The 17,633-nt window shown below is 67.9% G+C and carries 13 protein-coding genes; 2 read left to right on the top strand and 11 right to left on the bottom strand.

The annotated features are described in order from the left end of the window. Window positions 1–23 precede the first annotated feature (23 nt). The 10 genes from M1D55_RS01560 to M1D55_RS01515 form a co-directional block, all read right to left on the bottom strand. The gene (locus tag M1D55_RS01560) at window positions 24–1,094 is read right to left on the bottom strand and encodes a histone deacetylase family protein (protein WP_064574240.1); all 1,071 of its coding nucleotides are present in this window, start codon (window positions 1,092–1,094) and stop codon (window positions 24–26) included. A 57-nt stretch (window positions 1,095–1,151) separates the two neighbouring features. Further along, on the bottom strand, window positions 1,152–2,894 hold the full coding sequence (locus tag M1D55_RS01555; RefSeq protein ID WP_456280906.1) for a thiamine pyrophosphate-binding protein: 1,743 nt from the start codon (window positions 2,892–2,894) through the stop codon (window positions 1,152–1,154). After that, complete coding sequence (locus M1D55_RS01550; protein WP_023264271.1) at window positions 2,891–3,229, bottom strand: cupin domain-containing protein; 339 nt, start codon at window positions 3,227–3,229, stop codon at window positions 2,891–2,893. Before M1D55_RS01550 ends, M1D55_RS01555 begins: the two co-directional genes overlap by 4 nt. Window positions 3,230–3,302: 73 nt before the next feature. After that, window positions 3,303–4,760, bottom strand: a complete 1,458-nt coding sequence (gabD, locus tag M1D55_RS01545) for an NADP-dependent succinate-semialdehyde dehydrogenase (RefSeq protein WP_456280905.1) — start codon at window positions 4,758–4,760, stop codon at window positions 3,303–3,305. A gap of 34 nt (window positions 4,761–4,794) precedes the next feature. Continuing rightward, window positions 4,795–6,057 (bottom strand): 4-aminobutyrate--2-oxoglutarate transaminase, encoded by a 1,263-nt coding sequence (locus M1D55_RS01540; protein WP_456280904.1) that lies wholly within the window; start codon window positions 6,055–6,057, stop codon window positions 4,795–4,797. Window positions 6,058–6,136: 79 nt separating this feature from the next. Beyond that, entirely contained in the window at window positions 6,137–7,801 is a 1,665-nt protein-coding gene (locus tag M1D55_RS01535) for an ABC transporter ATP-binding protein (RefSeq protein WP_456280903.1), read from the bottom strand. 11 nt (window positions 7,802–7,812) lie between these two features. Next, window positions 7,813–8,652 carry an ABC transporter permease gene (locus M1D55_RS01530; RefSeq protein WP_006577170.1) on the bottom strand — a complete coding sequence of 280 codons (840 nt, stop codon included), beginning with the start codon at window positions 8,650–8,652 and terminating at the stop codon, window positions 7,813–7,815. Continuing rightward, complete coding sequence (locus M1D55_RS01525; RefSeq protein ID WP_006577171.1) at window positions 8,649–9,653, bottom strand: ABC transporter permease; 1,005 nt, start codon at window positions 9,651–9,653, stop codon at window positions 8,649–8,651. The genes M1D55_RS01530 and M1D55_RS01525 overlap by 4 nt, the downstream gene beginning before the upstream one ends. 88 nt (window positions 9,654–9,741) lie before the next feature. Further along, the gene (locus M1D55_RS01520) at window positions 9,742–11,346 is read right to left on the bottom strand and encodes an ABC transporter substrate-binding protein (RefSeq protein WP_006577172.1); all 1,605 of its coding nucleotides are present in this window, start codon (window positions 11,344–11,346) and stop codon (window positions 9,742–9,744) included. Between the two features lie 144 nt (window positions 11,347–11,490). Further along, a complete protein-coding gene (locus tag M1D55_RS01515) occupies window positions 11,491–12,810 on the bottom strand; it encodes an ArgE/DapE family deacylase (protein WP_456280902.1) in 1,320 nt (439 codons plus the stop codon). 135 nt (window positions 12,811–12,945) lie between these two features. Here M1D55_RS01515 and pdxR point away from each other — a divergent pair, with 135 nt between their 5' ends. Both pdxR and M1D55_RS01505 read left to right on the top strand, forming a co-directional pair. Next, window positions 12,946–14,541, top strand: coding sequence for a MocR-like pyridoxine biosynthesis transcription factor PdxR (pdxR, locus tag M1D55_RS01510; RefSeq protein ID WP_197498303.1), 1,596 nt, complete (start codon window positions 12,946–12,948; stop codon window positions 14,539–14,541). A gap of 61 nt (window positions 14,542–14,602) precedes the next feature. Next, complete coding sequence (locus M1D55_RS01505; protein ID WP_456280901.1) at window positions 14,603–16,045, top strand: FAD-binding oxidoreductase; 1,443 nt, start codon at window positions 14,603–14,605, stop codon at window positions 16,043–16,045. A 56-nt stretch (window positions 16,046–16,101) separates the two neighbouring features. Here M1D55_RS01505 and M1D55_RS01500 read toward each other — a convergent pair whose 3' ends face one another. Beyond that, entirely contained in the window at window positions 16,102–17,586 is a 1,485-nt protein-coding gene (locus tag M1D55_RS01500; RefSeq protein WP_456280900.1) for an MDR family MFS transporter, read from the bottom strand. Window positions 17,587–17,633 lie beyond the last annotated feature (47 nt).

Raw genomic sequence — 17,633 nt, 5'->3', positions numbered from 1 at the left:
CTGTTCTCCTCGGGAAGCGGTACTCAGGCCATCGCCGGCGCGAAGCCCGACAGGAAGGCGTCCAGCGCGGGGCCGATGGCCTCGACCTCGTAGCCGCCCTCCTGCACCACGACCGTCGGCACGCCCAGCGCATGGATGCGCTCGCCGATGCCGCGGTAGCCGTCCATGCCGACGGCCAGCACGCTGATGGGATCGTCCACATAGGTATCGAAGCCGAGCGACAGCACCAGTGCCTGCGGCCGGTAGTCGCGCAGCGCGTCGAGCGCGCTGTCGAGCGCGGCCAGGAAGCCGGCGTCGCCGGTGCCGTGCGGCAGCGGGAAGTTCAGGTTGTAGCCATAGCCCGCGCCGTAGCCGCGTTCGTTGGCATAGCCGGTATAGAACGGGTAGTAGCCGGCCGGGTCGGCATGCAGCGAGATCGTCATCACGTCCGAGCGCTGGTAGAAGATCTGCTGCGTGCCGTCGCCGTGATGCGCGTCGACATCGAGCACCGCGACCTTGCCGAAGCGCTTGAGCAGCCCCTGCGCGGCGATCGCGGCGTTGTTGACGTAGCAGAAGCCGCCGGCTCGGTCGCTGTGCGCGTGATGGCCGGAGGGCCGGCACAGCGCGTACGCCATGCCGCCATCGGGCTGTTCGCAGACATAGTCCGCCGCCGCCACCGCGCTGTGTGCCGAGCGCAGGATCGACCGCCAGCTTTGCGGGCCGAGCGGGCAGCTCAGGTCGCCCAGGTAATAGCCCGCCTGCGCGATCACCGAGTCGGTCGGGCAATCGGGCCGGCGGTTCTGGTCGAGCTTGCCGTTGTGGTACGGGGACAGATTGGGCAGCACCTCGATGCCCGGTTCGAAGCCGGGGCGCGCCAGCGCCTGCCAGCGGTCGTAGGCTTCGCACAGGAAATCGAGATAGGCGGCGCTGTGCACCGTTTCCAGCGGCGCGCGGCCGTAGTCCGGCGCGGCCGCCAGATCGATGCCGCGCGCGGCGAGCGCGGCCTGCAGCGCGGCCGCGCGTGCGGGCACGTCGGTCGGCTCGCACAGCCGGCCCGCGCGCATGAACTGGCGGGGCTGATGGAGCAACTGGTCATCCGAGAAGAAAGCACGCATATCGTAGGTGTGGGTTGTCGAGCAGCGGTCGTGGGTGGCGCGCGCGGCGCGACGCGTTCAGGCGGCGGCGTCCGCCTGCCGCGCCAGCGCTGCCGCCCGAATCTGCGACAACGTCATGCCGGGCGCGATGCCGTCGGGGTCGTAGCGCAGTTCGAGAAGCGCGGGCAGACGCTGCGTATTGGCGAATTCGAGCGCCCGCGCAAACGCCGGGCCGAATTCGGCGTCGCTTTGCACCACTTCGCCGTGGCCGCGATAGGCGCGCACCAGCTCGCTGAAATCCGGATTGTCGAAGCCGAGCGCGATGGTGCGGCCGGGGAATTCGCGTTCCTGGTGCGCGCGGATGGTCCCCCACATGCCGTTGTTGAAAACCAGCACGACGATGCCGAGCCGGTATTGCATCGCCACGCCCAGCTCCTGCAGGTTCATCTGGAAGCAGCCGTCGCCGGCGTAGCAGACCACGGTGCGGTCCGGATATTCGAGCTTGGCCGAGATCGCGGCCGGCAGCCCGTACCCCATCGATCCCACGGTCGGCGCGAGGCTGGTGCCGACGCCCTGGAAACGGTGGTAGGCATGCGCAAACAGCGCGTAGTTGCCGGCGCCGGCCGTGATGCAGGCGTCAGGGGGCACGTGGTCGCGCACATGGCAGGCGACGGCATTCAGGTTCAGCGGACCGGGCGCGGATGCCGGCTCCTGCTGCCGCAGGTAGTCGCCGCGCGCCGCACGGGTCTGGCCGGCCCACGCCGGTTCGGCCGCCGGCTCCAGCGTGTCGACGGCCTGCGCGAACGACACGACGTCGGCGACGATCGGCAGCGCGGGCTGGAATACGCGCCCGAGCTCGTTGGCGTCGGGATAGACATGGACCAGCCGCTGGCGCGGCAGCGGACTCTCCACCAGCGTGTAGCCCTCGGTGGTCGCCTCGCCCATCCGCGTGCCGACCGCGATCAGCAGGTCGGCATCGCGAACGCGCGCGCGCAGCGCCTCGCCCATGCCCCAGCCGACATGGCCGGCGAAATTCGGATGATGGTTGTCGAAGCATTCGAGCCGGCGCCAGGCCGCGCCGACCGGCAAGGCGAAGCGCTCGGCGAAGCCTTCGAGCTGGCGCATCGCTTGCGGCGTCCAGCCGGAGCCGCCGACCAGCAGGAACGGCCGCTGCGCCTGCGCCAGCAGCGTGCCCAGCGACGCCACTGCGGCCGGCGTCGGCGCCGCATACGCGCGCTGGTAGCGCGGCAGATCGGCCACCGTGGCCTTGCCCCACAGCGTATCCTCCGGCAGCGCCAGCACCACAGGCCCGGGCCGGCCGCTGGTCGCCACCGCAAAGGCGCGCGCGATGAACTCCGGGATACGGTCGGTGCGGTCGATCTGCGCGACCCACTTTGCCATCTCGCCGAACATGCGGCGATAGTCGATCTCCTGGAACGCCTCCCGCTCGATGAAGTCGTTGCCGACCTGGCCGACGAACAGGATCATCGGCGTCGAGTCCTGATAGGCGGTGTGCACCGCGATGCTGGCATTGGTCGCGCCGGGGCCGCGGGTCACGAAGCAGATGCCCGGCTCGCCGGTCAGCTTGCCGTAGGCCTCGGCCATATAGCCCGCGCCGCTCTCCTGTCGGCAGACCACCGGGTCGATCGCGTCCTGATGGTCGTAGAGCGCGTCGATGCACGGCAGGTAGCTTTCGCCGGGCACCAGGAACACGCGCTTGGCGCCGTGGATGCGCAGTTGCTGCACCAGGATCTGGCCGCCATTGCGCTCGCGCAGCGATTGGCCGTCTACTGCGCGGTTGTGCGTGGATGCTTTGGTCATGGATTGGCTCCGTGCGCTGCCGTGCACGACGGCGATCCCGCGCCCGCCGTCGCCTTGATTTCGATCTCGACGAACACGCATTCGCCGTCGTGCGCGTTGATCACGTTGTGCTCGACGCCCGCGGGCCGCGCGTACGCGCGTCCCGCCACCAGCTGGCTGGTGACCTCGCCCTGCGGCGTCTGCAACAGCAGCGGGCCGGTCGTCATCGGCACCACCACGTAGTCGTAGCCGTGCCGGTGAAAGCCCGTTTCGGCGCCGGGCGCGAAGCGCCATTCGGTAACGATCACGCGCTCGTTGTCGACCTGCACGGTCGGCACTGCCTGGGGTCTGCTCATGTTGGGGCTCGCATTGGGGTTCGGTGGTGCGGCGGCTGTCGGCTATCGGCTATCGGCTATCGGCTGTAGGCTCTCAGCGGTCGATGCCGCCCATGCACAGGTACTTGATCTCGAGATAGTCCTCGATGCCGTATCGCGAACCCTCGCGGCCGAGGCCCGATTGCTTGACCCCGCCGAACGGCGCGACCTCGTTCGAGATCAGGCCGGTGTTGATGCCGACCATGCCGTACTCCAGCGCTTCGGCAACGCGCCAGATCCGGCCGATATCGCGGCTGTAGAAGTACGAGGCCAGGCCAAATTCGGTGTCGTTGGCCATGCCGACCACCTCGTCGTCGGTATGGAAGCGGAACAGCGGCGCCAGCGGGCCGAACGTTTCCTCCTTCGCCACGCGCATCGCCGGTGTCACGTCGGCCAGCACGGTCGGCTCGAAGAAGGTGCCGCCGATCGGATGGCGCTTGCCGCCGGCCAGCACGCGCGCGCCCTTGTCCAGCGCATCGGCAATATGCGATTCGACCTTGGCGACCGCGTCCTCGTTGATCAGCGGCCCCTGCAGCACGCGCGGTTCGACGCCATTGCCGACCTTGAGCTGCGCGACCGCGGCCACCAGCTTGCGGGCGAAGGCGTCATAGACCTTGTCGTGGACGTAGAGCCGGTTCGCGCAGACGCACGTTTGTCCGGCGTTGCGATACTTCGAGGCAATGGCGCCCTCCACCGCCGCGTCGAGGTCCGCGTCGTCGAACACGATGAACGGGGCGTTGCCGCCGAGCTCGAGCGACAGCTTCTTGATGGTGTCGGCGGACTGGCGCATCAGGATGCGGCCGACCTCGGTCGAGCCGGTGAAGGTCAGCTTGCGCACCACCGGATTGGCGGTGAGCTCGCCGCCGATCGCGACCGCGTCGCCGGTCACCACGCTGAACACGCCCGCCGGCACGCCGGCGCGCTCGGCCAGCACCGCGAGGGCCAGCGCCGACAGCGGCGTGTCCTCGGCTGGCTTGAGCACCATCGTGCAGCCGGCCGCCAGCGCAGGGCCGACCTTGCGCGTGATCATCGCCAGCGGGAAATTCCATGGCGTGATGGCCGCGCAGACGCCGACCGGTTCCTTGACCACGACCAGTCGGCGGTCCGCCATTGGCGAGGCCAGCACGTCGCCGCAGACGCGCTTGCCTTCCTCGGCAAACCACTCGAGGAACGAGGCGGCGTAGGCCACCTCGCCCTTGGCCTCGGCCAGCGGCTTGCCCTGCTCGGTGGTCATCAGCAGCGCAAGATCGTCGGCGTGCGCCAGCATCAGCTCATGCCACTTGCGCAGGATCTGGCTGCGCTCGCGCGCGGTACGGCGGCGCCAGTCGATCTGCGCGACGCGTGCGGCCTCGATGGCGCGCCGCGTCTCGGCGGCGCCCATCATCGGCACCTTGCCGATCGGCGCACCGGTGGCGGGATTCGTGACGACAAAGGACTCGCCGCGGTCGGCGTCGATCCAGGCGCCGCCAACCAGGGCCTGCGCACGCAGCAGGCCGGTATCGTTCAATTGCATCAAAGGCTCCGGGAAAATGGGCGGCGGATGTCGATCAGCGGACCAGCACGTCGGCCAGGATGTCCAGCCCCTCGTCCATCACCGCATCCGGGATCGTCAGCGGGAACAGGAAGCGGATCACGTTGCCGTGCACGCCGCAGGACAGCAGCAGAAGCCCCTTCTGCAGCGCGCGGTTCTGCACCTCGCGCGTGAACTCCGCATCGGGGCTGCCGTCGGCCTGCTGGAACTCGACCGCGACCATCGCGCCGAGCCCGCGCACCTGCGCGATCTGCGGCACGCTCGGACGCAGGCTGCGCAGCCGATCCATCAGCCGTTCGCCGAGCGCGGCGCCGCGCGCGATCAGGTTTTCCTCTTCCAGCACCTCGAGCACCGCGAGTGCGGAGGCGACGGCCAGCGGATTGCCGGCATAGGTGCCGCCGAGCCCGCCCGGCGCCGGCGCATCCATGATCTCGGCGCGGCCGCACACCGCCGACAGCGGCATGCCGCCGGCCAGGCTCTTGGCCATCGTGGTGAGATCCGGGGCCACGCCGTAATGCTCCATCGCAAACAGCTTGCCGGTGCGGCCGAAACCGGTCTGCACTTCGTCGGCGATCAGCAGGATGCCGTGCTCGTCGCAGAGCGCGCGCAGCGCCTTGACGAAGGCGGCGGGCGCGACATTGAAGCCGCCCTCGCCCTGCACCGGCTCGAAGATGATGGCGGCCACGCGCTTCGGATCGACGTCCGCCTTGAACAGGACCTGCAGCGCCTTCAGCGAGTCGTCGACCGACACGCCGTGCAGCTCGCACGGATACGGCGCGTGATAGACCTCGCCCGGGAACGGGCCGAAGCCGACCTTGTACGGCACGACCTTGCCGGTCAGCGCCATGCCCATCATCGTGCGGCCGTGAAAGCCGCCCGAGAAAGCGATCACCGCGGGGCGCCCGGTGGCGGCGCGCGCGATCTTGATGGCATTCTCGACCGCCTCGGCACCGGTGGTGAAGAACGCGGTCTTCTTGGCCCACTGGCCCGGCGCGCGCTGGTTGATCTTCTCGGCCAGCTCGATATAGCTGGCATAGGGCACGATCTGGTAAGCGGTATGCGTGAAGCGTTCCAGCTGCTTCTGCACCGCGGCGACCAGGCGCGGGTGCCGATGGCCGGTGTTCAGCACCGCGATGCCGGCCGCGAAGTCGATGAAGCGGCGGCCTTCGACATCCCAGATCTCCGAATTCTCGGCCCGCTCGGCGTAGAAATTGCACATCACACCCACGCCACGGGGCGTGGCGGCATCCTTGCGGCGGACCAGTTCGGCGTTCTTCATCGTGTTCTCCATGGGGCTTCGGGTTGGGCGCACGGACGGCATCCGGAAATAGGGGCTTGCCGGCCGGGCCAATGCGTTGTCAGGCGGCGGCGCGGATCGCCTTCGGATCCCACTCCTTGCCGGGGATCGCCGCGATCAGGCGCTGCGTGTAGTCGTGGCGCGGCGCGTCGAAGATCTGGGCCGGCGGCCCCGACTCGACCACCTTGCCCTTGTGCATCACGATCACGTGGTGGCAGATCTGCGCCGCCACGCGCAGGTCGTGCGTGATGAAGATCAGGCCGATGTCGAGCCGCTTCTGCAGCGCGGCCAGCAGCTCCAGCACCTGCGCCTGCACCGAGACGTCGAGCGCGGACACGGATTCGTCGGCCACCAGCAGCTTCGGCTCGAGCGCCAGCGCGCGGGCAATGCCGATGCGCTGGCGCTGCCCGCCGGAGAACTGGTTCGGATAGCGGTCGAACGCCGAGTCCTCCAACCCGACCAGCTGCAGCAGTTCACGCGCGCGGGCCTCCGCCTGCTGGCGCGGCACGCCATTGGCGATCGGCCCGTCGCTGACGATCCGGCCCACGGTATGGCGCGGATTGAGCGAGGCGAACGGGTCCTGGAAGATCATCTGCACATCCTTGCGCAGCGGGCGGAAGCGTCGTTCGGGCATCCGCGCGATGTCCTGGCCCTGGAACAGCAAGGTGCCGCCGTCGATGTCGGTCAGCCGCAGCAGGCATTTGCCGATGGTCGACTTGCCCGAGCCCGACTCGCCGACGATGCCCAGCGTCTCGCCGCGCCGCACGGTAAAGCTGACGCCGTCGACCGCATGCACCACGCGCTTGCGCGAGAACAGGCCGCCGCCGGACACATAGGTCTTGCGCAAGTCGCGCACGTCCAGCACCGTCTCCGCCGCCTGGCCGTCGGCTTCGCCGCAGCGGCCGTGCGGCACCGCGCCGATCAGCCGGCGCGTATAGGGATGCTGCGGGTGGTTCAGCACCTGCTGTGCGCTGCCCATCTCGACCAGCACGCCCTTCTCCATCACGGCGACCCGGTCGGCAATCTCCGCCACTACGCCGAAGTCGTGGGTCACGAACATCACGCCCATGCCTTTTTCGGCCTGGATCCGCTTGATCAGCGCCAGGATCTGCGCCTGCGTGGTGACGTCGAGCGCGGTGGTTGGCTCGTCCGCGATCAGCAGCGCGGGCTCGAGCGCCAGCGCCATCGCGATCACCACGCGCTGCCGCTGCCCGCCCGACAGCCGGAACGGGTAGCTGTGCACCAGCGTCGCGGGATCGGGCAAGCCGACGAAGTCGAGCAGGTCCAGCACGCGGCGCATGCGCGCCTCGCCGGGATAGGCGTGGTGCACGCGCATGACCTCGGCGATCTGGTCGCCGACCGTCATCACCGGATTGAGCGCGGACAGCGGCTCCTGGAACACCATCGCCATGTCCTTGCCGCGCATCGCCAGCAAGGTGGCTTCGTCCTGCGCGAGCAGGTCCTTGCCGCGGAACAGGATGCGGCCGCTCTGCGGCTTCAGGTACGGCGGCAGCAAACCCATGATGGCGTTGGCGCTCATCGACTTGCCCGAGCCGGATTCGCCGACGATGCAGAGGATCTCGCCGGCGTGCAGGTCGTAGGAAACGTCGCGCACCGCGTAGGGCCGGTCGCTTCCGCTGGGCAAGGCAATGGTCAGGTCGCGGATCGACAGCAGCGGCGCCGCGGCTGACTGGCTATTGGAGTGCGGCATCGATTGAACGGACATGGCTCGCTCCCTCATTCGCCGCGGCGGCGCAGCTGCGGATTCATGGCGTCGTTCAAGCCTTCTCCGATCAGGTTGATGGACAGCACCGTCAGCAGGATCGCCACGCCGGGCCACACGCTCATCCACCAGGCTTCGCGGATCATCGTGCGGGCGGCGCCGATCATGAAGCCCCAGCTCATCATGTTGCGGTCGCCCAGGCCAAGGAAGGACAGCGCCGACTCGGTCAGGATGGCGGTGGCGACCATGAAGGAGGCCGACACGATGATCGGCGACATCGCATTGGGCAGGATCTGCGTGGCGATGATGCGCAGCGGCTTCTGGCCGATGACCACGGCGGCCTGCACGAATTCGCGCTGCTTCAGCGACAGGAATTCGCTGCGCACCAGGCGCGCGACCGGCGGCCAGGACACCACCGAAATGGCGCCGACGATCGAATAGATCGACGGATTGAAGATCGCGACGATCACCACCGCCATCGCCAGCTGCGGAATGGTCTGGAAGAACTCGGTAAAGCGCATCAGCGCGTCGTCGATGCGGCCGCCGCAGTAGCCGGCCACCGCGCCGATCAGGATGCCGAACAGCAGCGCCACCGCGGTGGAGATCACGCCGACCAGCAGCGACACGCGCGCGCCGTACAGCATCCCCGCGGTGATGTCGCGGCCCAGCATGTCGGTGCCGAACGGATAGGCCGGATCGGCGAACGGCTGCACCAGCGGATCGGCCACCATCAGCCACGGCGAATCTTCGTACAGCACCGGAGCGAACAGCGCGAAGGCGATCACGGCGAGCAGCACCAGCGCACCGATCACCGCGCCGTAGTTGCGGCAATAGCGTTGCAGGAAGGCTTTCATGCGGTGGCTCCCTTGCCGCCGACCGAGATGCGCGGATCGATGAAGCGATAGAGCACGTCGGTCAGCAGGTTGAAGAAGACGACGAGGGCCGACGTCACGAAGAAGATGCCCAGCAGCAGCTGGTAGTCGCGCTGCAGCAGCGCGTCGAACATCAGGCGTCCGATGCCGGGCCACGAGAACACCGTCTCGGTCAGCACCGCGCCGCCGGCCATCTGGCCGAGCTGGATGCCGGCGAAGGTGATCACCGGCAGCAGCGCGTTGCGCAGCACGTGCACGCGGATCACCCGGCTGGCCGGCACACCCTTGGCGCGCGCGGTCTTGACGTAGTCCATGCCCATCACCTCCAGCATCGAGGCGCGGGTCAGGCGCACATAGACCGCCATGAAGAAGCAGCCCAGCGAGATCGTCGGCAGGATCATGTGCAACGCCACGTCCTTGACGCGCGCCATGCCGGTGTAGCCTGCACCGATGGTCTCCATGCCGAAGGCCGGCAGCCAGCCCAGCACCACCGAGAACAGGATGATCGCCATCAGCGACAGCCAGAACAGCGGCGTCGCATACAGCAGCAGCGCGCCCGACATCACCGCGCTGTCGATCCAGCGGCGGCGGTTCTCGTAGCGAGTGCGCGCGGCGATCACGCCGAGCAGCACGCCCAGCACGATCGAGAAGACGAAGGCACCGCTCATCAGCAGAAAGGTGGCCGGCAGGCGGTCGAGGATCAGGTCCAGCACCGGCAGATGGTTGCGGTACGAGTAGCCCAGGTCGAGCTGGGCCACGCCCTTCAGATAGATGCCAAGCTGCGTCAGCAGCGGCTTGTCGAGGCCGAACTGCTCGCGCAGCTGGCCGACGAATGCCGCATCGCCGGCGCCGGCCTCGCCCGCCATCACGGTGGCGGGATCGCCGGGCGCCAGGCGGATCAGGAAGAAGTTGATGATGACCACGCCGAGCACGACCACGATGGCCTTGCCAAGACGGGAAATCAGGAAGGAAAGGAAATTCACGGCAGGCTCCACGACTTCGTGGTGGCGGTCACCCTCTCCCCCGCCCCTCTCCCGCAGGCGGGAGAGGGGCGAAGACAGGGCCGGTGGCTCAGTTCTTCTCGATCGAGACGTTGTCGAACGACTCGTTCAGGCCGATCGCCGTGGTCACCAGGTTCTTCACGTTCTTGCGGTAGAGCGTCGGGAACTCCAGCTCGAACAGGTTGGCGTTGGCGACGTCGTTGACCAGGATCCGCTGCACCTCGCTGTAGAGCTTCTGGCGCTCGGCCGGGTCCATGGTCGCGCCCGCCTTGGCCCACAGCTCGTCGGCCTTCGGATTGTTGTAGCCCTGCACGTTGGCGAACGGCGTGCCCTTGACGATATTGCGCGCCACGTACAGCCGCTCCACGCCCAGCGCCGGATCGCCGTACTGGTAGGTGTAGGTGGTGGTCAGGTCGAAATCCCAGTTGCTGACCCGCGCGGCCCAGGTGCCGGCGTCGGCCGATTCGATGCTGACCTTGAAGCCCAGCTGCTCGAGCATCTGCTTGGTGTACTCGTCCAGCCGATCCCAGTTGGCCCCGTACGAGGTCGCCAGGATCTTGATCGGGTACTGGCCGACATTGACGCCCGACTCCTTGATCAGGTCGCGCGCCTTCTTCAGGTTGAAGTCCATGCTCGGCATGTTCTTGTCGAAGAACAGCGTGGTCGACGCGAACGGGCTGACCGCCGGCTTGCCCATGCCGAAGAAGATGTTGTTGACGATCATCTTGCGGTTCAGCGCATGCATCACCGCCTGGCGGACCTTGACGTTGTCGAACGGCGGCTTGCGCTGGTTCATCAGCATGCTGGCCATCGGCGAGAACAGCTCCCAGCCCTTGGTGGTGTATTCCACGTTGGGCAGCGCGCGCAGGCGCTTGACGTCGACGTTGTCGACATCGCCGCCGCGCAGCACCTGTACGTCGCCCTTCTCGAACGCCACCGCGCGGGAGGCCGAATCGGGAATCACGTAGAAGACCAGCTCGTCCAGATATGGCTTGCCCTTCTTCCAGTAGTTCGGGTTCTTGGCCAGCTTGATATAGGCGCCCTTCTTCCACTCCTTGAACATGAAGGGGCCGGTGCCGACCGGTTTCTGGTTGGCCGGGTTGTTGCGGTAGTCGGTGCCCTCGTACAGATGCCTGGGCATCATCGGCATGGTGCCGGTCTCGAACATCGAGATGAACGGCGGGAACGGTTCCTTCAGCTTGATTTCGACCGTGGTGTCGTTGACCGCGCGGATCGACGCCATGTACTTGTTCAGCACGGCACGCGTGCGCACATGGACCTCTCGCAGCAGCTTGTCGATCGAGAACACCACGTCGGCCGAGGTGAACGGCTTGCCGTCGTGCCACTTGACGCCGCTCTGCAGCTCGAAGGTATAGGTCAGGCCGTCGGGCGAGATCTTCCACGACTTGGCCAGCTCGGGCTGCGGCTTCAGATCCGGCGTGTAGGTCAGCAGGCCCTGATAGATCTTGCCGGCGATGTACTGCGTCGGCGCCTGCGAATTGAGGGCGCTGACCAGGATCGGCGGCTCGGGCTGCACGATGCCGGACAGCGTGCCGCCGGTGGTCTGGGCGGCGGCGTTGCCGGCCGGCAGCGCCAGGGGCAACAGGGACAGGCCTGCCGCCGCGATCGCCAGCGAAGCCAGGCGCTGTTGAAAGCGCGTCGTAACTCGTTTCATCGGCTCGTTTCCTTGTCGTTGTGAACAGCGGGTACTGATGGCACCTACGGAGTCGCAAACTGAAGCGCAAACTGAAGCGCAAACTGAGGCACTGCTTTGCATGGATCGCGTCCCGTCACGCCGTGACAGGGCGCATGGCCGGCGTCATGCCCTGGCAATCGGCTCCACACCGCACCAGTCGTGCAGGAACTGCGCCAACGTGGTGGTCACCCGCACCATGCTGTCGAGCGACACGGATTCGTCGATGCCGTGGATGTTGCGGGCGATGGGCCCGTAGCACGTCACCGGGGTATCGAGCATCAGGCGGAAATGGCGCGCATCGGTGGTCGCGGTGGTGGCCTCGCGCTTGACCGGCTCGCCGTGGACCTTGCGATGGGCCTCGGCCAGCGCCTGCATGCTGGGCACGTCGAGATCGAACTCGCAGCCCGGCGCATGAAAGCCCTCGTAGCGGATATTCAGTTCGAGATTGCTCTCCAGCCGCGCGACGGTGGCGCGGATGCGCGCCTCGACGATGGCCTTGGTCTCGTCGATGTCCATATGCGGATAGAAGCCGATGCGCACGCCCAGCGTGCAGGTGCAAGGCACCGACGAATTCCATTCGCCGCCGTGGATCTGCCCGAGGTTGAAGTTGATCGGGTGGGCATGTTCTCGGTACACCGGCGGGCGGTTCTCCGGCCGGTTCCATTCGGCCTCGAGCTCGCGCAGGTCTTCCATCACCGCGACGCCCGCCTCGACCGGATTGACGCCCGAGGTCATGTAGGCCGCGTGGGCCGGCTTTCCGGTCAGTTCGATGAACATCCAGTAGACGCCCACCTGCGCGCTCATCAGCCCCTCGCCGAGCGGCTCGGGAATGATCACGGTATCGAAGGCGGCCAGCTTGCCGGCGCCGACCGCACTGCGCAGCGCCGCCACGGTGGCCAGCGCGCCGTTGCCCGTGTTCTCTTCCTCGAGCACCGCGTTAAAGCCCACCGCACCGGCCGGCTGCACGCCCAGCACGCGCAGCGCCTTGAACGCAGCCAGCGCACAGACGATGCCCGCCTTCATGTCGCCCGAGCCGCGGCCATAGAGCCAGCCGTCCTCGACCACCGGCGTGTACGGCGGATTGCGCCACATCGATTCGGGGCCGGTGGGCACCACGTCGAGATGGCCGTTGAACAATACCGAGCGGCCGCCCTTCGCGGCAGGCCGATGCGTGGCCAGCAGGTTGTAGCGGCCGCCGTCCGGACAGCACGGCGGCGAGAACAGCGGCAGATGCCTGATGGCATCGGCGCGCAGCTCGATGCGCTCCGATGCGAGTCCCAGATCGCGCAAGGCCGCCTCGATGAATTCCGCCGCGGGCTGCTCCTGCCCGGAGGGGCTGGCGGCGGCGACGAAGCCCGACAGCGTCTCGACCATATAGGGCAACAGCGAGCGCACGGCGCCGGCGATGTCGGTGGTACTGAGTTGGCTTGCCGAATCTTGCATGAGGGCTCCTTGGAACACCGGGCTGCGAGGCTCGCCGATGTGAAAACTGCTTGCACCGGCGCGCGATGGGTGGGAAATTAGCGCACAGTTGGCACCATAGATAGGTCCATATTTGCCGCTTTTGCTGGAGCCATTTTGAAAGAGTCCATTCTGTCCGAGCTGCTGCTGCAACGGCTGGAACGGCCGACGGACGGCAGCGCCGACAAGGCCGGTACGCACATGAACCGGCAGGTCTATCAGATCATTCGGCAGGAAATCCTTGCCGGTACGATCCCCGCGGGCTGCAAGCTGCCCGCCTCGCGAATGCTGGCGAAAGAGGTTGGGGTGTCGCGCAACACCGTGCTGTACGCCTACGAGCAGTTGTTGGCCGAGGGCTATGTCACGGCGTCGACCGGAAGTGGCACCTTTGTGTCGCACACATTTCCCGACCATAGTGCATTGCACAAGGTTGGCGCCGCCAATGGCACCATCACCGTGCCCGCAGCGCAGCAAAACCCGAACCGCTTTGCGCTGTCGCGCCGCGGCCAGCATCTGGTGTCGCATGCCGGTGCGTCCGATCGCCAATGGGGTGCGTTCATGGCGGGGGTGCCTGACGTCTCGCTGTTTCCGCGCGCGGTGTGGACGCGGCTACTGAACAAGCATTGGCGCGAGCCGCGTCCCGAACTGCTGACCTATGCGCATAACGGCGGCTATCTGCCGCTGCGCCGCGTCCTCGCGGAGCATCTGCGCCTGGCGCGCGGTGTACGGTGCGATGCCGAACAGATCATCATGACGACCGGCATCCATCAGGCGATCGACCTGATCGCGCGCCTGCTGGCCGACCCCGGCGACAAGGCGTGGATGGAAGACCCGGGCTACTGGGGCACGCGCAGCCTGCTGTCGAACTCGGGCGTGGAGCCGATCCCGGTGCCGGTCGATGGCGAGGGCATCGCGCCGGACGCGGCCACGCTGCAGAATCCGCCGCGCTTCATCTTCGCGACGCCGTCGCATCAGTACCCGCTCGGCACCGTGATGAGCCTGTCGCGCCGGCGCATGCTGCTCGAATACGCGCGCCAGCGTGGCGTCTGGATCGTCGAGGACGACTACGACAGCGAATTCCGCTTCGAGGGCCGCCCGCTCGCTTCGCTGCAAGGGCTCGACGAGCACGATCGCGTGATCTACATGGGCACGTTCTCCAAGACGCTGTTTCCCGGCATCCGCATGGGATTCATGGTGTTGCCCAAACCGCTGGCCCCGCATTTCGCGACAGGGTTGTCCGAGCTGTTCCGCGAAGGCCAGCTGATCCAGCAGGCGGTGCTGGCCGACTTCATCGAGGAGGGGCACTACGCCACCCACATCCGGCGCATGCGCCTGCGCTATGCGCAGCGGCAAAGCCTGCTGCGCGAGGCGATCGCCGAACGCTTCGGCGCTGACTGGCCCACGTCGACGCACGAGGCCGGGCTGCACCTGGTCATGCATCTGCCGCCCGGCGCGGACGATCTCGGCATCAGCATGGCGGCACGCACGCAGGGGCTGAGCGCGCGGCCGCTGTCGCGCTATTACTGCGACGAGACGCAGGCGCGGCAGGGACTGCTGATGGGCTATGCCTGCGTGCCCGAGGAAGAGATCGGGCCGGCGTTCCGCAAGCTCGCCGAGGTCATCGAACCGGCGATGGAGCATCTGGCCCGCAAGCAGGAACCGCGACGCGAGTCGACGGTGAAGATCAACCGCGAGGCGTGGAGCGGCGCCTGATCGCGCCCCGGATTGTCTCGCCCTTTTTCCCTACCCCTCGAACCCGCTACAAGACTCGTTCATGGCAAGCTCCAGCACCCAAACCCGATCCGCGGCGGTGAACCGCGACGCCCTGCTGTCCGAACTGGCCGCCGCGCTCGATGCCGCCGGCCTGCAGACCGGCGATGCCATCGAGACGCGCTTTCGCAAGGACTGGTACGCCCCGCTCGATCCGGTGCCGCCGTTCGCGGTGGCGCGGCCGCGCAATACGGCCGAGGTGTCCGCGGTGCTGGCGATCTGCCATCGCCACCGGCAAGCCGTCGTGCCGCAGGGCGGCCTGACGGGACTGGCCGGCGCCGCGACGCCGGCAGGCGGCGAACTGGTGCTGTCGCTCGAGCGGATGCGCGGTGTCGAGGAGATCGACGGCCAGGCCGGCACGATGACCGTGATGGCCGGCACCACGCTGCAGGCCGCGCAGGAAGCGGCGCGCGCGGCGGACTGGCTGCTGCCGGTGGACCTGGGCGCGCGCGGCAGCTGCCAGATCGGCGGCAATATCGCGACCAACGCCGGCGGCAATCGCGTGATCCGCTACGGCATGATGCGCGATCAGGTGCTGGGACTCGAAGCGGTGCTGGCCGACGGCACCGTGCTGACGTCGCTGAACAAGATGCTGAAGAACAACGCCGGCTACGACCTGCGCCAGCTGTTCATCGGCAGCGAAGGGACGCTCGGCGTGATCACGCGCGCCGTGCTGAAGCTGGCGCCGCTGCCCGCCAGTACGCAGACCGCGCTGTGCGCCTTGTCCCGCTACGAGGACGTCGTGCAACTGCTGCGCCATGCGCAGCGCAAGCTGGCTGGCCGGCTGTCCGCGTTCGAGGTGATGTGGGCCGACTTCTACGAGCTGGTGACGACGCGCGTGTCGGGCGTGCGTGCGCCGCTGCCGGCCGGCCACCCGTTCTACGTGCTGCTCGATCTGCAGGGCGACGACGCCGGCCAGGATGCGCCCGCCTTCGAGTCGATGCTGGAGACCGCAATGGACGCGGGGCTGATCCAGGACGCCGCGGTCGCGACCAGCGACAAGGAGGCGCAGAGCTTCTGGCAGTTACGCGACGCCGTCGCCGAGTTTCCGGTGATGTGGGCGCCCAACGCCGCGTTCGACGTCAGCCTGCCGATCGGCCGCATCGGCGAGTTTGCGCAGGCCTTGCGCGCCGCCGTGCTGGACCGATGGTCCGAGGCCGAGCTGGTGAACTTCGGCCACGTCGGCGACAGCAATCTGCATGTCAGCGTCTATCTGCCCAACGTTGCGCTGCCCGACTTTCCGGAGCACGAGATCAGCGAAGTGGTCTATCGCGTCGTGCAGGAATTCGGCGGCAGCATCTCGGCCGAACATGGCATCGGCACGCACAAGAAGCCGTTCCTCGGATGCTCGCGCACGCCCGAGGAACTGGCGGTCATGCGCCTGCTGAAGCGGACGCTCGACCCGCACCATATCCTGTGCCCGGGCCGGGTCGTCGATCTCGAGTGAATGGTCCGGGGGGCGCGCCTTGTCAAACGACATGGCGCTGCCCGATCCTGCAATCGCTATTCGACGCTCGCCGCGGCCTTCACGGGACTGCCGCGCAGCGTCGCCTCGCGCAGCCGCACGACCAGCAGCGGCGCGAGCAGCGAGACCGCGGCGCTGGCGAGGAACAGCGCACGGAACGAACGCTCCGCGGTCTGCCGCACCGCCGCCGCCTCGGCGCCATCGCCCAGCGACAGCACCTCGCGGAACAGATGCATCAGCACGTCCTCCCCACCGGGCAGCGGGCTGACCGCCATGCCGCTATGGCGCAGCAGCGCGATCAGCACCGTGGTCAGCACCGCGACCCCGACCGCACCGCCGAGCATCCGCGAGAACGCGGTCAGCGCGGTGGCGACACCGACCTGTTGCGGCGGCACCGCGTTCTGCGTCGCCACCAGCGCGCTCGGTAATTGCAGGCCGATCGCCAGGCCCAGCGCCACCATCACGACGCCGGTGAGCACCACGGCGCGCGGGTCCACGAAGGCCAGCGCCGCAATCGCCAGCGGCGCGGCCGCGGCGCCGATCAATTGCAATGGCTTGTAGCGGCCGCTCCATGTCATCAGCCGGCCCGCGATGAACGCCCCGAACGGGATCGCCAGCGTCAGCGGCACCAGCCGCAACGCCGCGCTGTCCGCCTGCGCGCCGCCGACCACCTGGAAACGCAGCGGCAGCAGCACCGACATCGCGATCAACTGGAAGAAGCACAGGAACAGCGTGATGCAGCAGATCGCCACCGTCGGCACGCGCAGCATCGCCAATGGAATCACCGGATCGGCCGCGCGGCGCTCCTGCCAGACGAACAGCAGCAGCGCGGCCACACCACCGCCCAGCAGGCTCAGCGAATCGGCGCGCCAGACATCGTGGCCCTGGCCCAGCCGCGTCAGGAACACCAGCACCCCGGTCAGTCCACCGCCGAACAGCAGCGCGCCCAGATAGTCGATCCGATGCTTGCGGCCGCCGCCGGCCGGCAGATGGCGCAGCGCCCGGCGCACCGTGAACAGCGCCAGCAGGGCCAGCGGCAGGTTGATCCAGAAGATCCAGCGCCACGACAGATAGTGGGCCAGGTAGCCGCCGATCACCGGTCCCGCCATGCTGGCGACCGCCCACACGCCGCTGACATATCCCTGATAGCGGCCGCGCTCGCGCAGCGGCACCACGTCGGCAATCGCCGCCTGCGACACCGAGATCAGCCCCCCGCCGCCGAGCCCCTGCAGGATGCGCGCGACGATCAGCTGCGGCATCGTCTGCGCCAGCGCGCACGCGATCGACGCGAGCAGGAACAGCACGATCGCGAACGACAGCACCGAGCGCCGGCCCAGTACGTCGGACAGCTTGCCGTAGATCGGCGTGGCCACCGTCGACGCGATCAGGTAGGCCGACACGACCCAGGCCATCACATCGAAGCCGTTCAGGCGCAGGGCGATCTCGGGCAAGACCACGGCCACGATCGACTGCTCAAGCGCGCCGAGCAGGATCGCCAGCATCAGGCCGAAGATGACCTGCATCACCGGCACCGGCGGCGACCCGGTCGGCTCGCCGGACTGAACAGGCT

The sequence above is a fragment of the Cupriavidus sp. JZ107 genome (assembly GCF_053903255.1).
The sequence above is the reverse complement of the archived record's forward strand: the minus strand, read 5'-3'. Positions and strand labels throughout refer to the sequence as shown.